Origin of the sequence: Lysinibacillus agricola, assembly GCF_016638705.1 — a bacterium.
Lineage (GTDB): Bacteria > Bacillota > Bacilli > Bacillales_A > Planococcaceae > Lysinibacillus > Lysinibacillus agricola.
In genome coordinates this window covers 2,753,438-2,774,781 of sequence record NZ_CP067341.1, presented here as the reverse complement: position 1 = coordinate 2,774,781, position 21,344 = coordinate 2,753,438, and the positions used below count along the sequence as shown (strand labels likewise).

Sequence of the window (21,344 nt, the reverse complement as noted above, 5' to 3'; positions counted from 1 at the left end):
TTTATTAAAAGGCGAAAGCTTTTTGAAAGGAGTAAGATTTAATTGAAGAAAAAATGGTTACTACCTATTTTCGCATCGTTTATGTTCTTCACAGGCATGGGTGTTCATGAAGCGAAAGCGGCAACAATAGCAGATATAACAAATACAGCAAAAGCATATATAGGTGTTCCTTATCAATATGGAGGAACAGATATTAAGACAGGTGTAGATTGTTCAGCATATACACAAATCGTATTTTCTAAGTTAGGGATTTCACTAGAACGTACATCTACAGCTCAATATCAGCAAGGTACTTCGATTGCTAAAGATCAGTTGAAGACTGGTGATCTTGTATTTTTTAATACTTCGGGAAGCGGTATTTCCCATGTTGGCATATACATAGGGGACAGCAATTTTATTTCAGCTACTACAAGTTCTGGGGTTAAAATCGATAAAATCAATGATCCCTATTACTGGGGATCTCGTTACGTAGGGGCAAAACGCATAGCAAACTTCACTGAAGGAGAAGTAAAAGATGCTGAAATCGACTTTAGCGTTTATGCATCGCGTGGAGAGGTAGCTCTTAAACTAGCTAAGCAGTTAAATTTAGATACTAGTAACACCAATTCAAGTTTTCCTGATATAACACCAGCGTCTAAATATGCGGGTGCAGCGGAAGCACTAAAAAAAATCGGCGTTTTTACGGGGGATGAAAATGGAAAATTCAATCCAGGTTCTCCGATGACACGTGGTCAATTATCGAAAGTTTTAGTGGAAGCATTCCATTTAAAACAACAAGGAGCAGCACTACAATTCGTTGATGTTCCAAGTACGCATTGGGCTTACAATTATGTATCCATTCTCGCTTCCAATAAAATTACGGTTGGTAAAGGTGACAATACTTTCGGGGTGAACGACAATGTCACACTAGTACATTTAGATGCCTTTATCCAACGAGTAGCTCAATAATTTCAAGAAAAGGTGTCTCATCTATGGATGAGATGCCTTTTTTTCGTTCTTTTGCTTCTAGGAAAATCATTTCATACTCCCCCTACTTCCAATCACTATACGTATAAAAAAGCCAGTACTAATTGTACTGACTTAAAAACTATTCAGGTTGTTTGATTATTTTTGGACAAGTAGTGTTAAGATACTAAGTTAATACGGCTACATAACCACTATCATCCTGAAACCTGGTACTTTAAGCTTAAATCCAAGCTTATTTTGGTACCATTCAATTGTTTCATCGATATTATTAGCTGGTAAACAGAGATACCCAATTCTACCGAATAACGACTTTTGTTCTTGCGTAACTTCCAATAGTTTCACTTCTCATTAACAATTTGATAGGTTGTCTATAAAAGCCAAAATATCCCTTTGTTTCATTAAAATAATTGTTCAACATACTTTAAACGATAATTATCACCCTTCCAAAGCTAAAAAAACTTAAAACGAGTACAGGTTACCAAAAAAAGTACCGTACTCGTTTTTTTATATTATTTATTTACTTTAACACCACTATCTTGAAAAAACTTTTTTATATCCTCATCTGTAAAATCAACTACTGTTTTATAGATATACTGTGGATTTCGATCCTTATCAATCACGACGGAACGTACACCTTCAAAAAAGTCATCATGTCTCAAAAATTTTTTCGCCAATAGAAGATCAGTGGCAAAGCATTCTTCTAGTGTTTTTTCTTTTCCGTCTGTTAGCTGCTTTAATGTAATTTTTAATGAAGATGGTGATTTAGACAGAAGCAGTTGCTTTGTTTCCGATGCAAATTCGCTTGGATCCTTCTCTAATGACTCTAAAATCTCTTCCACCGTATCCTTTGAGAAATGTTTATCAATCTCGTTTTGAAGAGCGGAAAGTTTCCCATTCTTTACTGGATGACTAGCATAAGCAGTTAAGAGCTGATTTAAAATCACATTTACATCTAGCCCATGCCACTCCGTCTGTTCAACACGTGCAAGGAATTCAGATAGTTTATCACTATCCATGTAACTATCAGCAGCATTTGCAAAGAGAACATCTGGAGCCTGGATAACTGATGCGGTTAAGGCTAAGTAACGCCCTATAAATCCAGGAGCTTTATTTAAGAAATGGGCCGCTCCCACATCTGGAAAGAATCCAATATTCATTTCCGGCATCGCCCATTTAGTACGTTCTGTAATGATTCGGTGGCTTGCACCATAGGTTAAGCCTACTCCACCTCCCATAACTATGCCGTCCAGGCAGGCAATAATCGGTTTTGGAAAACGATAGATGGCCATATCAACCTTATATTCTTCCTCAAAAAGATTTTCGGCTTTTTCAAACGCTTCCTGACTAGAACGTGCCTTATAAAGCGTTTTGATATCACCTCCAGCACAAAATCCTTTCTCACCTTCACCTTTTAGAACGATGACATGGATTTGGTCATTTGTTTGCCATTCTTTTAATTTCTCACCTATAGGCTTTAGCATTTCATAGGAAAGCGAATTTAAAGCTTTTGGGCGATTAAGCGTAATAAATGCGACCCCACCATCACTGACCGAAAATAATACTTCGTTATCCATGCTCTTTACCTCCTTTAAGAATGTTTGAATCGCGGTTGTCTTTTTTCTATAAATGCCTGAACCCCTTCTTTGGCATCATCCGTTAAAAACAGTTCAGCAAATTTTGTGCGCTCCCTTTCAAGCCCTGTTTGAAAATCTTCTCTCATTCCTTGAATCACACACTCAATTGTACGTGATACACTTGTCATACTTTTTCCTTCGATAAAAGATTGAGCAATAGCCTTTGCTGTTGTTAAAAGCTCTGTCGGTTCTGTTACCATTTGAATAATGCCAAGTTGTAGTGCCTCGTCAGCGCTTAATTGTTGGCTTGTTAAAATTAATTGTAGGGCCTTTGCCTGACTTGTGATTCTGCTAAGCCGCTGTGTGCCTCCAAACGTTGGCAGTAGCCCGAGCTTTAATTCGGGTAAGCCTAGAATCGCATTATCTGAAGCAATCCTGAAATGGCAGCCCAATGCAAGTTCAAGCCCACCACCAAGGGCAGGACCATTAATGGCAGCAATGACAGGCTTTTTCATGGACTCAATTTCGTCGCATAAGGCTTGTCCTGCTTCGGCCATTTTCAATGCGTCCTCTTGCTTTCCGAAGGCAGCAACAAATTCCTTAATATCCGCACCTGCTGCGAAAAATCGACCTGAACCTGTAAGAATAATGGCGTTTGTTTCTTCATCCACCGACAGCTCTTGAAAAATGAAACGTAGATTTTCAATACATGCTGATGACAATGTATTTGCTGGTGGATGATCCAAATTGACGATTGTGATGGAACCTTCTTTACTGATATTTGCAAATGTAGCTATCATTTTTTTCCTCCTTATTACATCTATTTTTTAGATAATAGATTTTGGATTATCTATGATATTTTTCGCAATCTCTCTTTTTAACATAAAGAGATTTTGATAGATCGGTATGGACAAGTGTCGGATTTCGTCCAGCCATAATCTTCGTTTTTGTTCAGTTGTTTCTGTAGCAGAGATGATTTCGACTACAAACTCTTCCATTCTTCGGTAACCTTCTTCACACAATATATCTGTCATCAAGCGCTTTATTTTTTCATTTCCTGCCTTTTCCGTCCTTAACAAGGATGATTCCATCACATAAATAACCTTGACCATATCAGCCAGCAGACGCATATATTCCTGTTCATGTTCTATATTAATATGCGCATTTGAAATGGCTGTTAATGCTATTTGTAATAAATACTTGGAAAGCTGAATGTATTGATGATTTCTTTCTAATGGCTGATCAGCTGTTGAAGCATTATTTGAAGTAGCTGCTTTGGCATATCTGTTTAATAAGATTTTGGAAATCGTTAATCGATTAATTTCATTTGTTCCTTCAAAAATACGACTAATTCTTGCGTCACGGTATAGTCGTTCCACTTCATAATCTTGCATGTATCCATATCCGCCATGTATTTGAACCGCTTCATCCACAATTTTCCCTAGCATTTCTGAGCAATTGACTTTATTTAGCGCGCATTCCATAGCGAAGTCCGATATTTTATTTACGAGCATAACTTTATCAGCTGAATCAATGGCATCATCCATTTCTCCCGCTGTACGATAAGCAGCACTTTCTGCACCATAAATCGCAATAGCCATGTTGGCCAGCTTTTCCTGTATCATTGTGAAATTGACTAAAGATGTATTGAATTGTTTGCGTTCTTTCCCGTAATTAACAGCGAGCTGAAGTGCCTGCTTTGATGTCCCGATGTTTGAAAAAGCCAATTTAAGACGTGCCATATTAAGAATATTCATCGCAACCTTATGGCCTTTCCCAACATCGCCAAGAATATTTTTCTTTGGCACTTCTACGTCCTCAAGAATAAGTGTGGCAGTAGAGGATCCTTTAATTCCCATCTTTTCTTCTTCAGGTCCTACAGATACACCTTGAAAGGTACGCTCTACAATGAATGCCGTCATTCCTTCGTTTGTTTTGGCAAAGACGACAAAAACATCAGCCAGCCGCGCATTCGTAATCCATTGTTTTTCACCATTCAATACCCAGGCCGAACCATCCTCATTCAAGACAGCATTCGTTTTTGGATGAAGAGCATCTGAGCCTGCATCTGATTCTGTCAGTGCATAGGCCCCAATCCATTCACCGGATGTCAGCTTTGGTAAGTATTCTTGTTTTTGCTGCTCATCTCCAAAATACACATAAGGCAATGTGCCAACTCCTACGTGAATATTATAAGAGACACTAAATGAGCCACCAAAACCCATTTTTTCAGCAACAAGTCCTGAAATTTTCTTAGTTAGTTCAAGTCCCCCATAAGCTTCAGGTACCTCAATGGCAAGTAAACCGAGATTCCCTGCCCTTTGAAATAATTTACGGGTTACTTCATGCTGGTGTTGCTCAATAGATGGAATATTAGGTGAAACCTCCTGTTTAATGAACATTTCTGCCGTTTTTCCAATGAGCAATTCCTCATCATGGAAGTCTTCAGGTGAAAAGAGATTAGCCATTCTTTCTTCAGTTGTCATCTGGTCCTCTATTTTATCCATACTAGCCCTCCCTGAATAGCTAATTAGTGTGAGTGATATATTCGAAATGAAAGTAGAAAAATGCGAGTTATCCCTTGATTTCCTCTTTAGGTAAGATAGTTTTAGCTAGCTCAGTATCTAAATCTTCGAATCTATAATAGGAAATAGCTTCATATAATTCTTTTCTAGATTGCATATCCTCAATAGCTTCTTTTTGGGTTCCTGTATTTTTTATCAGTTTAAATACTCGTTCATATGCTTTTGCTGCTACTCTCATTGATGTAACGGGATAAATGACCATAGCATAGCCCATTTTTTCAAACTCCTTCGCGGTATAATAAGGCGTTTGACCAAATTCAGTCATATTTGCTAATAACGGAGCTTCTACTTCACTTGCAAATTGTTTAAACTCTTTTTCATTTTGTAGGGCTTCTGGAAAAATAGCATCAGCCCCAGCGATTACATAAGCCTTTGCTCGTGTAATCGCCTGTTCTAAACTTTCTACAGATCTTGCATCTGTACGAGCTATAATGACTAATGAGGGTGCAATTTGTTTCATCATTTTTATTTTTTGAACCATTTCATCTTGAGAAACAAGTGTTTTTCCATTCAAATGTCCACATTTTTTCGGTAAATTTTGATCTTCTAACTGCACGGCTGCAACCCCTGCCTCTACCATTTCGCGAGCTGTACGTGCAACATTTAATACACCACCAAAACCAGTATCAATGTCCACTAGCATAGGCAAATTTGTAGCTCGAATAATGTCTTTAGCGCGATTTGCTACTTCATTCGAATAAATTATACCTAAATCAGGTAAGCCTCTACTCGCTGTGTAGGCAGCTCCGGATAAATATAGTGCCTCAAAGCCTACTTTTTTGGCCATTAAGCCAGCCATTGCATCATGTGCACCTGGTATTTGTAAAATATCTCTACGTGCAATATACGCTCTAAATTGTTCAGCTAATTTTTCTTGTGAAATAGCTTCATTTACAATCCACGCCATCTACAAAACCTCCCATCTATTAGTAAACGAATAAATCTACAAATTCATGAACATAGCTATTTTCAACAAGCTTTTTATTAGAACAGATTTCATTTATTTTATTTACTTGTTTTTGTGAAAAATGTGTACTCATATTTTGTTGGAATTTATCAATGATTTTAGGGAATGCTTCATCACGACGGAAACGATGTCCTAAAGGATATTCACACTCTACTAATTCTGATGATGTCCCATCTTGATAATAAATTTGAACAGCGTTGGCGATAGAGCGCTTCTCTGGATCTAAGTAATCGATTGTATATTGTGGTTCTTCAACAACAACCATTTTATTTCTTAGTGTATCTATACGTGGATCTGCTGCTACATCATCTTCATAATGGTCTGCAATAATATCACCATAAATCAGCCCAATTGCTGTAATGTATTGAATACAATGGTCACGGTCAGCTGGATTATTTAGTGGGCCCTCTTTATCGATGATGCGAATAGCTGATTCATGTGTCGTAATGACAACTTTTTCAATATCATCTAAACGATTTTTCACTTCATGATGTAAATGCACTGCGCATTCTGCAGCAGTTTGCGCATGAAATTCAGCTGGGAAAGAAACTTTGAAAAGAACATTCTCCATCACATATGAAGCAAGTGGTCTTGCGAGCTTTAATTCTTTTTTATTAAAGAGCACGTCTTGGAAGCCCCAGCCTGGTGCTGATAAGGCGGTTGCATAACCCATTTCACCTTTTACAGCCATCATGGCTAATTGCACGGCCCTACTTGTCGCATCTCCTGCAGCCCATGATTTTCTCGATCCTGTATTCGGGGCGTGGCGGTATGTTCGTAAACTTGAATTATCAATCCAAGCATTTGATAATGCGTTGATAATTTCTTGACGCGTTCCACCTAATGCCTTTGTCACAACCGCTGTTGTCGCAATTTTGACATATAATACGTGATCTAAACCAACACGATTCAGACTATTTTCTAGTGCTAGTACACCTTGAATTTCATGTGCTTTAATCATCATTTCTAAAACTTCTTTTATTGTAAGAGGCTCTTTGCCTTCAGCAATACGTACACGACTCAAGTAATCCGCAACTGCTAATATGCCACCTAAATTATCAGAAGGGTGTCCCCATTCAGCTGCAAGCCATGTGTCGTTGTAATCTAACCAACGAATCATGCAGCCAATATTAAAAGCGCCTTTCACTGGATCGAGGACATAGGAAGTTCCTGGAACACGTGTGCCATTTGGAACAACCGTACCCGGTACAACTGGTCCAAGAAGTTTCGTACATTCTGGATACTGTAAAGCCAAAATGCCACAGCCTAATGTATCTAATAAAACATAACGTGCAGTTTCATATGCTTCTTCACTTGTAATCGTTGTATTTAATACGTAATCGGCAAGATCAGTTAGTAACTGATCTGTCTTAGAAATTTCATTTGTTTTAATCATCTATATCTTCCTTTCAATGCATGAATTTGCTATACTAGTATACTGATAGACATTGGTCAGAATGCCCATCAGCTCTATGGCGAGTTGTTAAAACTTGATTATACCGATAATTCTTCAAGGTTATGACGCTCGCCAATATAATGGACGCGAGGTCTAAATAATCGATTATTGTCATGCTGCTCAATTACATGAGCACATAAGCCGATCGTTCGTGAGCCAAAGAAGATTGGTGTATATATTTCAATCGGCAAACCAAGCATGTAGTACACTGGTGCCGCATAATAATCTAAATTTGGGTACAATCCTTTTTCCTGTACCATTACTTTTTCACCAGCTTCACACATGTGATATAAGCGATCATCACCTTGCTCCAAACATAATTTATATAAAGCCTCTTTCATAATTTGCGCTCTTGGGTCCATCTTTTTCATATAGACACGATGGCCAAAGCCCATAATCTTTTCTTTATTTTGTAGTTTATTTTTCAGCAATGTCTCAAAGCCTTCTACTGTCTTGGCTTCAAGAAGCATATACATTACTGCCTCGTTTGCCCCACCATGTAAATTACCTTTCAATGATGCGACAGCCCCAGTTAAAGCACCATACAAATCAGATTGTGTAGAGGCAATAACACGCGCGGTAAACGTTGAATTTGGCATCTCATGTTCACTATATAAAACGAGTGACTGATCAAAAATTTCTTCTTCTAACGAAGTTGGTTTTCTTCCGGTAATCATGTAATAAAAATTGGCACTATAGGAAAGCTTGCTATCAGGCTCCACGACATCTTGACCATTTAATACACGATAACTATTCGCTACAATATTAGGCATACTACCTAAAAGCCTATATGCTCGCCCCAAATTCTTTTCAGTAGAACGATCATTCATTTGCTGATCATAGCCTGCTAAAACCGAAATCCCCGTTCTGAGTCCATCCATAGCATGTGTCCCATTGGGCAATAACTTGAAAATTTGAAAAATTTCAAGTGGAACCTGATAATTAGATTTCAACTTGTCCTGTAAGTCATTTCGTTGCTCGGTAATTGGTATTTCCCCATGTAACAATAAGTAGACAATATCCAAATACGAATATCTCTGTGATAATTCAATCAAATCAAACCCTCGAATAACAATTTGACTTCCTACAGTGTCTAAAAAAGATAGCTTTGTTTCAGCGGCAATGATTCCATCAAGACCTGGTGAATAATTTAACTCCATTCATTACAACCCCTTTGTGTAATTATTCATGTAAGCGTTACCATTCAAACACGAAAGAACAACAAAAAAACAACTTCTACCCCTTTAGAAGTTGTTAATCTACAAAAGCATGACAGAGCAAAGAAACAGTGAATTTACGTGAATTCACAAAGATCATGCAGTAGCTAACACCTCCCTATCCTCGTAGGTCAATTGATGCTTACATTAGCGGCAGGTCTCCTGACTTATGATCAACGCTACAATAACCCCTTCCCATTTTGACAACCAAAACAGTGGCCTTGTTATCGAACTCCTAAATACAGTTGCGGGACAGTGTTGGACTCTCACCAACTTCCCTTTTAATCAAATGGAACCAAACCCATTTGAACCACCAAAATTTAGCATATTCAATTTGTCTTTTCACCTTAACATAGAGTTTTCAAAACAATCAATATAGGTAAAATTCAGAAAAGACTGATTGTAAAAAGCTATTTTTCATTTTTGATGAACTATTCTACATTTTTTAGCAATATTTTGTATAAAAAAAGATTGTTTATCAATACCAAGGAAGCCATTTTCAATGATTATAAAAAAAGAGGTTTTTTATTTAGGAAAGGCGAATAGTTTTTTATGACAAATATTAGGGGGCAAATATGGGGTATATTTCAGAATTAAGGAAACTCATCGGTAGTAGACCGATTATAAGCATTGGGGCGACAATTCTTGTGGTCAACGATGATAAGAAAATTCTCTTTCAACATCGTTCGGATACGTTAGATTGGGGATTACCTGGAGGCTCAATGGAACTAAATGAAACTTTAGAAGAAGTTGCTGCTCGTGAGCTCCATGAAGAAACAGGACTTGTGGCCAATGAATTTGACTTGATCGGTGTTTTTTCAGGACCAGATTATTATTTCCAATATTCAAATGGGGATGAAATCTATACAGTCATTCATCTTTATGTAGCTAAAAATGTAAGAGGTGTATTGGAAATGAAGGATGGCGAGAGTTTGAACCTTACATATTTCAGTAAAAACGAGCTTCCAGAAAATCTTGAGAAGAGAACAAAAACGTTATTAGACAATCTAGAGGACAAAATGTGGGATTTAGGAAGTTCTTTTGCTAAGTATTAATTTAACAACAATAATCCCCCATTCCAAATTAGGATGGGGGTTAAAATTCCCAAAATAGCTATGTCCACTTTTTAATTTCACAATCTGAGATAGTCAAAATGAATACCTAATATACGTACAATTTTGATGTTCCATTTTTAAGTTATTAGATTTACTTTTATTTTTTTCAACCATTAATAGTGTGAATATCAAGTAAGTCAATCCACTCAGGATTATAAAAATCCTTTATTTTTATTATTTCTTTCTCGCGGATGCAATGGCAAGATTGCATTGTATAGTTCCTGAGAAGCTGGATGTTGGTATGCACCATCTTTCCCAATCTCCTCTACTAACTGGCCATGCTGCATCACGAGTATTCGGTCTGACAAAAAGCGTGTTGCTTGTAAATCATGAGAAATGAAAATGTAAGCAAGCTGCAGGTCTTTTTGAAGTGTTTGAAGTAACTGGATGATATGTTTCTGTAATATCATATCAAGACTACTAATGGCTTCATCTAATACAATCAATTTTGGGTTTAACGCAAGAGCTCTAGCGATGTTGACACGTTGCTGTTGTCCTCCACTTAGCTGCGAAGGATAGTTTTGAGCCATTGTACTCTCTAACTCCACACAGTCTAGTAATTCCCTTACTTTATGTTGTCTCTCTGATTTGCTGAAATGCTCGAAATTAAGGAACGGTTCTTCTAGTATCTCAAAAATCGTCTGCTCCGGATTAAATGAATGATAGCTATTTTGAAAAACGGCCTGTAAATCTCTACGTATCATTTTTTTGTGCTTGTTGGTTGCATTGTAAAGATTGATGCCTTGAAAGAGAACCTCACCGTTTGTTGGTCGCTCAATTCCTAAAATAATGCGTCCTAATGTACTTTTCCCTGAACCACTTTGACCGACGATTCCTAAACATTCGCCCTCCTGAAGTGAAAATGTTACTTTCTGTAATACAGGAGTTTCCTGTCCTCGTTTGAATATGAACGGTCTTTGAGCATAATGCTTCTCAATATTTTTTACTTCTAGCAGCGTCATACTTTTTCACCTCTAAAACATAATTCTTGATTGTAAAAGTTTCTTTGTATAGGGATGCTGAGGCGCATCAAAAAAATCATAGACATTCGCTTGCTCAATAATTTCTCCTTGATACATCACGGCCACATCGTCAGCTAGTTCAGCAATGACACCTAGATCATGAGTCACAAGAATAATAGCAGCATCTGTTTCTGAGCGAATACGATCAAATAGTGTTAATACTTGTTTTTGATTGACTGTATCAAGAGCTGTCGTTGGCTCATCTGCAATGTATAGAGAAGCTTGTATCGCCAATGACAAAGCAATCATCACTCGCTGTAGCATTCCTCCACTTAATTGGAAAGGATAATAGTGCAAAAGCTGCTCTGGATTAGGTAAATGGACTTTATGCATGGCATCAAGGGCAATCTGTCTCATTTCTTTTTTTGTCAGCTTAAAGTGCGCTTTTAATGTTTCTCGAAAATGGCTTTCAATCGTTTGAATACGATCGAAGGCAGTAGATGGGTTTTGCAAAATCATCGAAAGATGCCGACCACGATAAGTTCTCAATTTAGCAACTGAAACATTCAATAAATTTTCTTGCTGGTAGAGGACTTCACCTTGTGTAACCTGTGCTAAAGACGGTAATGTTTGCATGATGGCGTGGCAAAGCATAGTCTTTCCACTACCACTTTCCCCTATAATTCCTAAGACACGCCCTTTATAGGCTGTCATATTGATAGAGCTCAATACATTTTTCTCGCCGATTTTTACCGTTAAGTCTTTCACTTCTAAAACTTTCTCCATAATTACCCCTTACTGGTCAAGCTTCTTGAAACTACTTGCCAAATGATTCAATAATAGCACTACAAGGACGATAGCAAGTCCAGGATAAAGCATTAATTCAGGATGCTGACGGATGTATTGTTTTCCTTCATTCACCATCATGCCCCATTCTGGGATGGGTGCCTGCACGCCAAGTCCAATAAAGGAAAAGCCTGCAATTTCTAAAATCACCTTCCCCACATCTAATGCAACAATTGTGACAATAGGTGGCAATATATTGGGAATATAATGACGTATAATTAATTTGAATCCTGTAGTGCCAGTAATCCTTGCAGCTTGAATAAAGTCTTTTTCATTCATCCCAATAAATAAACTTCGGATCATTCTTGAATAATAAATAAGCTGTGTAAAAATAAGGGCTATTAAGACATTTTTTAAGCTAGGGCCTAATACACCTAAAAGTCCAAATGCAAGTACAAGCGTAGGAAAAGCTAATAAAATATCACATATTCGAATAAATAGGAAATCTATTATGCCTCTTTTTAGCGCAACAAAAGCACCGAGTAGGATAGCTAACACAATGGCAACTATTTGAATGACGAGTGCTGATCCTAATGAATAACGAATACCTAAAAGCATCCGTGACAAGACACATCTTCCTAAATGATCTGTACCTAATGGATAGTCCATTGAAGGGCCTAAAAATTTCTTTGATATATCGACTGCTAAAGGGTCATGGGGCATTAAAATTGGCGCAAACAGTCCTAGCAAGCCAATGACCACAAGGATCGTTAGACTAAATAATCCTTTAACATTTACACTTTCTTTTCGTACTAGGCTCACTTTAATCTCTCCTGTCCTTCATCATAAGATGAGGATCCAATAGACGATGCAATACATCTGTGCCTAAATTTGCAAGCACATAGATGACAGCAATAATCAATACATAGGATTGTACAACTGGGTAATCCCTGTTCATAATGGATTCTATTAAATACCTACCGAGTCCTGGCCAACTAAAAACCTGTTCCACAATCACTGCACCACCTAGTAAATTACCAAGTGTCATACCTAACAAGGAAGTCAATGGTATAGCAGCATTTCTCAGAACATGACGTATGAGGATAACAGAGTTTTTTAATCCTCTTAGCTGAGCATATTGAACATAATGCTGCTGTAACTCTTCAATGATAGTTGAACGGATAAACTGAACGAACAGTCCAATTGAAGGTAAGGCTAATGCAAGCGCAGGTAAAACTAGATGAGCTAGCGTTCCCTTTCCGTTTGTTGGAAAAATACCTAATTTCAAGCTAAATAGATAGAGTAGTAAAAAACCTAACCAAAATGTTGGAATCGATACACTCAATATGCTAAAGAATCTAATGATTTTATCGATGATGGAATGCTTAGACAATGCACTAATAATCCCTAATGGTATACTGAATCCTAAAATGAGGACAAATGCAGCAAGAGCTAATTCAATGGTTGCGGGTAATTTCGCAAATAGCTCTTGTGCCACTGGTAATTTACTAACAAAAGATGTACCAAAATCTAGCTGTAAAACCCCTTTTCCCCATAGCAAGTATTGAATAAGAAAAGGTTTGTCCGTTCCAAGTTCTTCACGTAATGCCTGAATGGCTTCCTCGGTTGGGGCAACTCTTGCCAATCGCAGCATGACCTCAGCAGGCTCTACTGGAACGAAACGAATAAATACAAAGGTTAGGATGGAAACTCCTAGTAAGACAAACGGCAAAGTCAAAATTCTTTTTAAACAAAACATCCATGTCGATTCATACATGCTGTCACTTCCTACTCAATCCTATGATAAAGAGAGAGATGTCTTTGCTAGACATACTCTCTCTTCTACTCTTATTTTTCTTTATCCATTTGTGCATAGGGAATATCATATTCAGATGCACGTGGCGCAAAATCCTTCATATATGGATGATAAATCACATTATTTGTTTCGTAAGATATAGGATAGAATAGTGCTTCGTCATGGAACACTGTTAAAATATCCGTGTAAAGTTGCACTCGTTCCTCTTCATCTGTACCAATTAATAATTGATGTATTTTATTATCGATTTCTTTGGCATTTGGTAAGCCTAATTTCGCTTCATAAACACCACTAGCGTTTGGTGTAGCTGATTCATTCGCAAAGCTATGTGGATCTGTTGGTGGTCCATTTGTTCGCCAGAAATTAATATCCACCTGATCATCCATTAATTTTTGAAGACCCACCATCACATCTGCGCCTTCTAAATTCAGCTGTACCCCTATTTTCGCTAGTTCACCTTGCATTAATTCCGCCATTGGCTTTTGGATCGCATCTGTTGCAATGTAGATCAAATCTAATGATAAGGGTTGCCCGTTTTTCGAACGAATTTTTTCGCCCTTCTGTAACGTCCATCCTGCTTCATCTAGCAACTGTTGCGCTTTTTCTGGATTATACAAGATTGGCGCTAAATCAATATTGGCATAAGGAATTGCGTCCCAAAATAGTGTATTAGCCACTTTTTCTGTACCATGTGTAATACTGTCAACCATTTGTTCCTTATTGATGGCATATTGAACGGCTTGACGTACCTTTAATTCGGCTAACGGACCTGACTGAGTATTGAATAGTAACGCTTTCGTAGATAAAGGTTCAGAGGTAGCAGTTTTGTATTTCCCACTATCTTTTAAATACGTATAGTTATCTAAACTAATGATGCCACGACCATAAATTAAATCTAATTCTTCGTTTTCAAATGCCAACGATATAGATTCTGAATCAGGGATAACTTTAATTTTTATTTGTTCTTCGAGAGGTTTTTCGCCCCAATAGTTTTCGTTGCGACTAAATAAAGCATACTCATCTTTTTTGTATTCGGTTAATACCCATGGACCTGTTCCAATAGATACTTTGATAGAATTTTGCGTTGCATCTCCTGCTGGGAATCCATTATCCGCTAAAAAACGAAATGGTCTTACGAAGGCAAGCTCGTTTAAGACAGGATAATAAGGTTCATCCAATTGCAAACGAATTGTAAAATCATCCACTTTCACAACCTCTTTCATATGGTTGACCATACCCATCCAAGAATGCATTTCCCGATTCGCTAAGACGGCATCGAAGTTACGAATCACATTATCTGCATTAAAAGCTGTTCCATCTGAATACGTAACATCTTTTCTTAAATGAAAAGTATAAGTAGTTTTATCTTCTGAGATGTCCCAACTTTCTGCTAGTTTTGGGGTAACAGTTCCATCATCGTTGTATTCCACCAAGGATTCATAGACCATTGCTTGTGCGGTCATTTGATTAGGCAAATATGTATGGGGGTTCAATGGGCCGACATCTAATGGCCATCCAATCGTTATCATTTTTTCATCTGTTTGCTGTGTTGCTGTTTCTCCCTTTTTTTGATCCTTGCTTGTACAGCCAGCAAGTACACTGAAAGTCAACACAAGCATGAAAGGAAGTAAATACTTTGTCAATCTCATTTTCTGTCTCCTATCTCTATTCGTGGTACAAAATGAATCTACTTGTAGATGAAGAGAAGGCATAAAAAAACCTTATTCTAAAAAAAGAATAAGGACAGAAAAACATACAATGAGTAAGTCTCCATCCATCTCCCTATCTTTCGTAGATCATTAATGAATCTTCTTACAAGCAGGCATTCTGGCTCATGAATCATGATTTTGCTTCACCTTCCCAAGTAATCACTCAGTGGTATTTGAAACAAAACTCCTCATTTACAGCTGCGGGACAGCATGGGATTTACACCCATTTTCCTTTTAATTGAATGAAAGGCTTTTTCACTCAAACTTGTAATGATTGCTATGAAATTAGTAATAAACATAACATGCTCGATTGTTCACGTCAATTTTATTTTCTGAATATAATAAAAATCTCGGAAGAATGAAACACCAAAGACCAGGTACTTACCTGGTCTTTGGTGTATTTCGGAGAGAAGATGTAGTAGTTGTAGTAGATTTTAAAAAATGATTTCGTTATCTCGAGATAGATTGTTGTACTTCCTGGCGCAATGTTTTCGTTGCAGCAACCATATTAGCTAAAGCCGCAACGGTTTCTGTTTCTTTTCTTGTTTTTAACCCACAGTCTGGGTTCACCCAAAATTGATGGCGATCAAGCACCTGCAAACTATCTCTCATAATAGTTAGCATTTCTTCGTCGCTCGGTACACGAGGACTATGAATATCATATACGCCTAAACCAATCCCTTTTGTATATGGATTCACTTGAAGTGAAGAGATAAGCTCTCCATGACTTCGTGATGTTTCAATGGAAATAACATCTGCATCTAGCGCGCTAATTGGTTCAATGAAATCGTTAAATTCGCAGTAACACATATGTGTATGGATTTGTGTTTCATCTTTGACACTAGAAGTAGCAAGCTTGAACGAATTGACAGCCCAATCTAAGTAAGCACCCCATTCTTCTTTTCGGAGCGGTAAACCTTCTCTTAGAGCTGGCTCATCCACTTGAATAATCGAAATACCTGCTTTTTCTAGTGCTTCAACCTCTTTACGAAGTGCTAATGCAATTTGATAAGCGACATCTTTACGTGACAAATCGTCTCGCACAAAGGACCAATTTAATATCGTCACTGGCCCCGTCAGCATGCCTTTTACAAAGCGCATTGTTAAGCTTTGGGCATAGGCTGACTCTATTACAGTAATTGGTGAAGCCCATGCAACATCTCCATAAATGATCGGTGGCTTGACACAGCGTGATCCATAGGAAACGACCCATGCTTTTTCTGTAAATGCAAAACCAGTCAGCTTTTCACCAAAGTATTCGACCATGTCTGTACGCTCAAATTCACCATGAACTAGTACATCGATATCTAGTTCTTCTTGTATCGTAATCCAGCGTTTTGTTTCCTGCTCTATAAATGCTTCGTAGGCTTCATTCGATAATTGTTTTTTACGCCAAGCATTACGATTCCTTTTCACCTCATCAGATTGCGGGAAGCTTCCGATTGTTGTCGTTGGAAATAGCGGTAACGCTAACGCTTGCTGCTGCAGCTTTTGACGTTGAGTAAATTCACTATGTCGTTCAAAATCTTGCGTTGTCACAGTTTGAACTGTTTGATGGACCATCTTGTTTTGACGGATTGGATGATTTTTTAGAGCCTCAATCGCCTTCATACTTTCTGAAAAATTGTGTTGTAAGGTACCTTCTTTATCTCGTCTACATGTAGTCAGCTCTATAATTTCTACGATTTTTTCATCTGCGAAGGCCAATGCGTGCTTTAGAACAGGGTCAATCTCATTTTCAAGAGCAGTTGTAATGGGTACGTGTTGTAGATTACTGGATGGTTGAATCCATAGCTCCGCTGCATTACTTAAATGCTCAATCGCCTGAATCGTAGCATTGACCTCCGCTAGATTGGAACGCCAAATATCACGTCCATTTACAACTCCGATTGCCAATACTTTATCCTGAGGGAAACCATATTGACGAAGTGACGCCATATTTCCTTTATAGCCATGAACAAAGTCTAGACCAAATCCTTGTACAGGTAATGAAATCAATGTTTCATAAGCGCATAATGCTTCAAAATAAGTTTGTAGCATGATCTTAGCCTCTGGAACGGCAACGGCTAACTGGTCGTAAATCTCTTGCACAAGCTTGATCTCTGCTGCATCAAGGGTTGTGACAAGGGACGGCTCTTCTAGTTGAATCCAATTTGCCCCTGCCTCCACTAATTCTTTTAATACCTGCGTATAGAGCGGTAATAAGGCTAATAAGTATTCAACTTGTGTGAATTTGCTGTAGCCTTTCGTTAACTTGCAAAATGTATAGGGACCAATCAATGTCGGCTTCGCAATAATACCGTACGCTTCCTTCGCCTCTAAAAAATCGGCTAACACTTTATTTTCTGTTAGTTGCAAGGCTTGTCCCTCATACTCAGGAACAATATAGTGATAGTTTGTATTAAACCATTTTGTCATCTCACTAGCTACGGCTGTTTTATTTCCTCTTGCTACGCTGTAGTAGGTAGGTAAATCAACTTTCCCTCCTTGCCAGTTAAAGCGTTTTGGGATTAGACCAAACATCAATGCCGTATCTAACATTCTATCGTAATACGTAAAATCGCCAATTGTCACCATATCGATGTCAAGTTGTAGCTGCTTATCAATTCTAGATAAACGGATTTTCTTTAATCTTTCCTCAAAGTCCTCTTCAGAAAGTTCGTTGCGCCAAAATGCTTCTAATGCTTTTTTCCATTCGCGATCTTCCCCTATATACGGGTAACCAATGAGTGTGCTTGTATAGGTCATGTCAATCTCCTTTTTAGAAAAAAATAAAAAGCCATCTCCTGCTCGGAAAATGGCTGCATGTTAAAATTATTATGCTAAAACAATACGAAAAAAGTATATACTTTCGCATAAATCATTTGTTATCGCACAGTGCCTATTTGGTCACTTTTCACCACCTATTCCACGTAGGTATTTGGTGTGTACTAGAAATTGGCAGGTCTCCTGGCTTCTCATCAACACGCCTCACAGCCTTCCCAGTTTCCCAGTGGCATTTGTGATTTGCTCCGAATTACAGTTGCGGGACAGCGTCGGATTTTCACCGACTTCCCTTTTAAGCCAAACTCTCATTTGGCACCAAGTCTTACACAATATTCAATTATGCTCCTACTATAACATACATTTCAGAATAGTAGAAATTATTTTTAAACTAATCATCGCTTTATTTGTTCTAATCTGATTGGATTACTATAAATGGAATCGCTATGAACATAAGTATGACTAAACTAAACCCGTATTCATCCCCAATGGTTCATAGCGATTTATCTGAACACTATCATAATCATGTTTTGGTATTGGTTATAGGAATGAATCTCCACAAGCTAGGACATTATTGACCATACCTCTAAATAACTAGTCTTTGCAGTTGGTTAAAAAAGAAATATCAAATTATTCTTTCTTCACTAATCTTAATTTTTCATAGCCCTTCACAGCTAATGAAAGAGATTGCTGTTCATTCCATATGCTGTATGGGAAAACTAAATTAATAGTAGTATATTCATTCGTACGTTCAACATTTGCACCATTTGCATAGAACGCTTCATTATTGCTAGTTAGTAGTGCTGTATCGAAAATATAATTTTCATCTTCAATATTACGGTTAATTGTAAAGGAAATATACATTGAACCGTTTGATAACATAGCTTGCTGTAATTCAAGACCTGTCACCTCGTTTTGCGCTACAAAGACCTGTGTTTCAACAGTGGCAGGCTGTAAATCAAATGCCCATTCTCCATCTACTGAAATAATCCCTCCTTCTTTGTTTACAAAATGCACCTCTTCAATGACTAATTTTGCACCATCTAAAGGGGGAACAGCTGTTGTAGTAGACTCCGCCAGCATTTCCAGTGTTGTGGCATTATTTTTTATATTTTCTAATTGGAATTGGTAGCCCGTATACATTCCTGGTCCTTCTATTGTCTTCGTATCCGACACAAGGGCATCTATTTCGACGCCTTGTGCATTATAGAGCCGATATTCCACGCTCATATAATACAAATTGTCCATTTCGATATTTTCAGATTGAATATTTAACTGCAGGCCTAGTCGATAAGCATCTGCAAATAAATGCTCGAGTGCAATAGTGATATTTTCTGATTGTTGTGTTTGTCCTACATATTGCACATCCCCATTATCACCTGCAACCTCTAACCCGGGATCATCAAATCCAAAAAAGGCTTTTAATGTTGCTAATGCCGAATCATTTGTTAGCAAGACACTTGAAGTTAATGCAATTGTCGCTACTGCTGCTGATATAGCTTTTAGCCATGATAATCGAGTTTTTTTCTTGGATTGCTGATTAATTAGTTCATAGGATTGATCAAAAGCCATTCGAATCGATTGCGGTAGTTCTTGCTCTTTATTCATTTCCTGCAGTATACGTTCCTCTACATTTTTTTTCATTGCGGTTGCGCCTCCTCAACATAATAGTTGTTTTTCAAATGCTGTTTTGCTCTCGAAATTCTCGATTTAATAGTGCCTTCGGGTTCATGAAGAAATTCGCTGATTTCCTTTGTTGTTAGCCCACTCACATAATAAAGTGTTAACGCAATACGATAATTTTCATCTAAGCTATTCAACGCATCATCAAGCTCTATTGATAAATTATCTTGATGTGCCAATGCATTTAGTGTCTCCGAATCGAGCGGTACAACCTGCTTATGCTGCTTCATAAAGCGATAACAATTGTTCAATAAGATGCGGCAAAGCCACGTATTAAAATATTTTACCTCTTTTAAAGTGCCTATTTTTTCAAATGCAGTTAATACCGTCTCTTGCAATAAATCTGCTATATCTTCATCTGTTAGACCTAATCTCTTTGCTGTACGATAAAGAATCAATTCGTATTGCCTAACTAATTGTATAAACGCTTCTCCATCTCCTTTTTGCGCTTTTTTCACTAGAAATTCAGATTCCATTTTTAACACCTCTTCTTTCTTTACACACCGTTAGAGTTTTTTGAATAGTAAATAGTTGCATAGAATTTAAATGTTTTATAATTCCAGTTTACGTAGGTCCGACTACAAAGGCGAGATGCACCGCAAATATCCAATTTGGCTATGCACGTGTGAGTACGCGACAATAATAGTTGAATCGTTTGAAGGATAAATTGATACCTGGGGATTTAATTATTGTTTAAAGTTTCTCTCATTTAGCTAGAAGTACGGAAGATTGAATTCGTCGTTTATTTTGAAGAAAGAGATATCAAGTTACTTAGCATTAAATAATTTGATACATTCATATCACACATTCAGTTAGTTTAAAAGATATTGGATTGTCCACCGAACAAAGGAAGGATTAAAAAACAAGAGCAAACACTAATGATGTGTTTGCTCTTGTTTTTTCGTAATTTCCTTAACATTGTTAATCCGCATTCTTCTGAAGGGATCCCTTTAATATGTCTAAAAGCTTTACATAAAGCATCATATTCTTTAATTCAAAATATTTTTAGTGGCCACACTTTATATTGCCCGATTCTTTTTGTATTCCCGTTTTAAAATCAACAAATATATGTATTTATCTTCAACGAACATGTATTTTGATTCTGTAACAATCAGCTAAGTTTGTCATTCTTATGAATAATTTTTATGAATAGTAGACAAATCTACATTAAACGATAATGAGTATTATTTAAACGAATAATCCCCTTTTATACGACCTAAGACTTCAGCAGATTTCTTTTTTCGTAAGTAAATAAATGAGGAAGTTATTAAAATTAACGATGCCGTTCCAATAACTATAAACTCTACTAAATTATTTGTTTCCTGTGTACTCTCATTCACAACTTGCGTCAAATCAACACCTAATACTTGTAACTCAGAGACTATATTTACTACAAAATGCGCTATAATTGGAATTAATAAATTGTTCGTTCTTAAATATATAGCAGCAAAAAAGAACCCCATACCTGTTGTATCCAATAATTGTTGCATAGTTGCATCAACCGCTTGTCCAGCAAGCATATTTCCAGCATGTGCGATTGAGAATAACATGCTGGACCCAATAACTGATAACCAAATCATATTCGTTTTATGAATCCAAGCTTTTATGAATCCATTTAATAAAATACCTCGCATTAGTATCTCTTCAAATGTAACTGCAACTATTGTAGATATTACTGCTAAAAGATAAGCTTGCTTGCATACTTGCTTTCATCAAATTATTAAGTTCAACACCTAATGCATTCA

At 37.3% G+C, this 21,344-nt stretch carries 18 protein-coding genes and 3 riboswitches; of the genes, 2 read left to right on the top strand and 16 right to left on the bottom strand.

The genetic code is table 11. From position 1 onward, the window contains the following. Nucleotides 1–42: 42 nt before the first annotated feature. Nucleotides 43–948 (top strand): C40 family peptidase, encoded by a 906-nt coding sequence (locus FJQ98_RS13350; RefSeq protein ID WP_053596670.1) that lies wholly within the window; start codon nt 43–45, stop codon nt 946–948. A 198-nt stretch (nt 949–1,146) separates the two neighbouring features. On the opposite strand, the gene FJQ98_RS27565 is transcribed toward FJQ98_RS13350, so the two are convergent. The 7 genes from FJQ98_RS27565 to mmgD form a co-directional block, all read right to left on the bottom strand. Then, nucleotides 1,147–1,308, bottom strand: coding sequence for a VOC family protein (locus FJQ98_RS27565; RefSeq protein ID WP_425492652.1), 162 nt, complete (start codon nt 1,306–1,308; stop codon nt 1,147–1,149). 167 nt (nt 1,309–1,475) lie between these two features. Further along, complete coding sequence (locus FJQ98_RS13345) at nt 1,476–2,540, bottom strand: enoyl-CoA hydratase/isomerase family protein (RefSeq protein ID WP_201406464.1); 1,065 nt, start codon at nt 2,538–2,540, stop codon at nt 1,476–1,478. A 14-nt stretch (nt 2,541–2,554) separates the two neighbouring features. Then, on the bottom strand, nt 2,555–3,340 hold the full coding sequence (locus FJQ98_RS13340; RefSeq protein ID WP_053596668.1) for an enoyl-CoA hydratase-related protein: 786 nt from the start codon (nt 3,338–3,340) through the stop codon (nt 2,555–2,557). A gap of 27 nt (nt 3,341–3,367) precedes the next feature. Further along, a complete protein-coding gene (locus tag FJQ98_RS13335; protein WP_053596667.1) occupies nt 3,368–5,047 on the bottom strand; it encodes an acyl-CoA dehydrogenase family protein in 1,680 nt (559 codons plus the stop codon). Between the two features lie 67 nt (nt 5,048–5,114). Then, nucleotides 5,115–6,032 (bottom strand): methylisocitrate lyase, encoded by a 918-nt coding sequence (gene prpB, locus FJQ98_RS13330; protein ID WP_053596666.1) that lies wholly within the window; start codon nt 6,030–6,032, stop codon nt 5,115–5,117. Nucleotides 6,033–6,051: 19 nt separating this feature from the next. After that, nucleotides 6,052–7,488, bottom strand: a complete 1,437-nt coding sequence (gene prpD, locus FJQ98_RS13325) for a 2-methylcitrate dehydratase (RefSeq protein WP_053596665.1) — start codon at nt 7,486–7,488, stop codon at nt 6,052–6,054. Between the two features lie 98 nt (nt 7,489–7,586). After that, nucleotides 7,587–8,708 carry a citrate synthase gene (gene mmgD, locus FJQ98_RS13320; protein ID WP_053596664.1) on the bottom strand — a complete coding sequence of 374 codons (1,122 nt, stop codon included), beginning with the start codon at nt 8,706–8,708 and terminating at the stop codon, nt 7,587–7,589. 192 nt (nt 8,709–8,900) lie between these two features. Continuing rightward, a riboswitch (cobalamin riboswitch) is annotated at nt 8,901–9,095 on the bottom strand. Between the two features lie 245 nt (nt 9,096–9,340). On the opposite strand from mmgD, the gene FJQ98_RS13315 reads away from it, so the two are divergent. Then, nucleotides 9,341–9,820: an NUDIX hydrolase gene (locus FJQ98_RS13315; RefSeq protein WP_053596663.1), complete on the top strand. Its 480-nt coding sequence runs from the start codon at nt 9,341–9,343 to the stop codon at nt 9,818–9,820. Nucleotides 9,821–10,032: 212 nt separating this feature from the next. Here FJQ98_RS13315 and FJQ98_RS13310 read toward each other — a convergent pair whose 3' ends face one another. From FJQ98_RS13310 to FJQ98_RS13270, 9 genes are all read right to left on the bottom strand, one after another. Beyond that, a complete protein-coding gene (locus tag FJQ98_RS13310) occupies nt 10,033–10,842 on the bottom strand; it encodes an ABC transporter ATP-binding protein (protein WP_053596662.1) in 810 nt (269 codons plus the stop codon). Between the two features lie 12 nt (nt 10,843–10,854). Beyond that, nucleotides 10,855–11,628: an ABC transporter ATP-binding protein gene (locus FJQ98_RS13305; RefSeq protein ID WP_053596661.1), complete on the bottom strand. Its 774-nt coding sequence runs from the start codon at nt 11,626–11,628 to the stop codon at nt 10,855–10,857. Nucleotides 11,629–11,637: 9 nt separating this feature from the next. Then, nucleotides 11,638–12,450, bottom strand: a complete 813-nt coding sequence (locus FJQ98_RS13300) for an ABC transporter permease subunit (RefSeq protein WP_053596660.1) — start codon at nt 12,448–12,450, stop codon at nt 11,638–11,640. 1 nt (nt 12,451) lies between these two features. Further along, complete coding sequence (gene nikB / locus FJQ98_RS13295) at nt 12,452–13,405, bottom strand: nickel ABC transporter permease (RefSeq protein WP_075807331.1); 954 nt, start codon at nt 13,403–13,405, stop codon at nt 12,452–12,454. 71 nt (nt 13,406–13,476) lie between these two features. Then, a complete protein-coding gene (gene nikA, locus FJQ98_RS13290; protein ID WP_075807330.1) occupies nt 13,477–15,093 on the bottom strand; it encodes a nickel ABC transporter substrate-binding protein in 1,617 nt (538 codons plus the stop codon). A gap of 151 nt (nt 15,094–15,244) precedes the next feature. Further along, a riboswitch (cobalamin riboswitch) is annotated at nt 15,245–15,437 on the bottom strand. Between the two features lie 166 nt (nt 15,438–15,603). After that, nucleotides 15,604–17,901: a 5-methyltetrahydropteroyltriglutamate--homocysteine S-methyltransferase gene (metE, locus tag FJQ98_RS13285; RefSeq protein ID WP_053596659.1), complete on the bottom strand. Its 2,298-nt coding sequence runs from the start codon at nt 17,899–17,901 to the stop codon at nt 15,604–15,606. 174 nt (nt 17,902–18,075) lie between these two features. Further along, nucleotides 18,076–18,254: riboswitch (cobalamin riboswitch) on the bottom strand. Nucleotides 18,255–18,546: 292 nt separating this feature from the next. After that, the gene (locus FJQ98_RS13280; RefSeq protein WP_053596658.1) at nt 18,547–19,560 is read right to left on the bottom strand and encodes a DUF4179 domain-containing protein; all 1,014 of its coding nucleotides are present in this window, start codon (nt 19,558–19,560) and stop codon (nt 18,547–18,549) included. After that, entirely contained in the window at nt 19,557–20,075 is a 519-nt protein-coding gene (locus tag FJQ98_RS13275) for an RNA polymerase sigma factor (protein ID WP_053596657.1), read from the bottom strand. The genes FJQ98_RS13280 and FJQ98_RS13275 overlap by 4 nt, the downstream gene beginning before the upstream one ends. A 708-nt stretch (nt 20,076–20,783) precedes the next feature. Then, nucleotides 20,784–21,233 (bottom strand): CPBP family intramembrane glutamic endopeptidase, encoded by a 450-nt coding sequence (locus FJQ98_RS13270; RefSeq protein ID WP_053596656.1) that lies wholly within the window; start codon nt 21,231–21,233, stop codon nt 20,784–20,786. Nucleotides 21,234–21,344: the final 111 nt, after the last annotated feature.

Coding starts and splice junctions, on each gene's coding strand:
- FJQ98_RS13345 (WP_201406464.1), bottom strand. CDS start 2,540: ATGGATAACGAAGTATTATTTTCGGTCAGTGATGGTGGGGTCGCATTT.
- FJQ98_RS13340 (WP_053596668.1), bottom strand. CDS start 3,340: ATGATAGCTACATTTGCAAATATCAGTAAAGAAGGTTCCATCACAATC.
- FJQ98_RS13335 (WP_053596667.1), bottom strand. CDS start 5,047: ATGGATAAAATAGAGGACCAGATGACAACTGAAGAAAGAATGGCTAAT.
- prpB (WP_053596666.1), bottom strand. CDS start 6,032: ATGGCGTGGATTGTAAATGAAGCTATTTCACAAGAAAAATTAGCTGAA.
- prpD (WP_053596665.1), bottom strand. CDS start 7,488: ATGATTAAAACAAATGAAATTTCTAAGACAGATCAGTTACTAACTGAT.
- mmgD (WP_053596664.1), bottom strand. CDS start 8,708: ATGGAGTTAAATTATTCACCAGGTCTTGATGGAATCATTGCCGCTGAA.
- FJQ98_RS13315 (WP_053596663.1), top strand. CDS start 9,341: ATGGGGTATATTTCAGAATTAAGGAAACTCATCGGTAGTAGACCGATT.
- FJQ98_RS13310 (WP_053596662.1), bottom strand. CDS start 10,842: ATGACGCTGCTAGAAGTAAAAAATATTGAGAAGCATTATGCTCAAAGA.
- FJQ98_RS13305 (WP_053596661.1), bottom strand. CDS start 11,628: ATGGAGAAAGTTTTAGAAGTGAAAGACTTAACGGTAAAAATCGGCGAG.
- nikB (WP_075807331.1), bottom strand. CDS start 13,405: ATGTATGAATCGACATGGATGTTTTGTTTAAAAAGAATTTTGACTTTG.
- nikA (WP_075807330.1), bottom strand. CDS start 15,093: ATGAGATTGACAAAGTATTTACTTCCTTTCATGCTTGTGTTGACTTTC.
- metE (WP_053596659.1), bottom strand. CDS start 17,901: ATGACCTATACAAGCACACTCATTGGTTACCCGTATATAGGGGAAGAT.
- FJQ98_RS13280 (WP_053596658.1), bottom strand. CDS start 19,560: ATGAAAAAAAATGTAGAGGAACGTATACTGCAGGAAATGAATAAAGAG.
- FJQ98_RS13275 (WP_053596657.1), bottom strand. CDS start 20,075: ATGGAATCTGAATTTCTAGTGAAAAAAGCGCAAAAAGGAGATGGAGAA.
- FJQ98_RS13270 (WP_053596656.1), bottom strand. CDS start 21,233: ATGCGAGGTATTTTATTAAATGGATTCATAAAAGCTTGGATTCATAAA.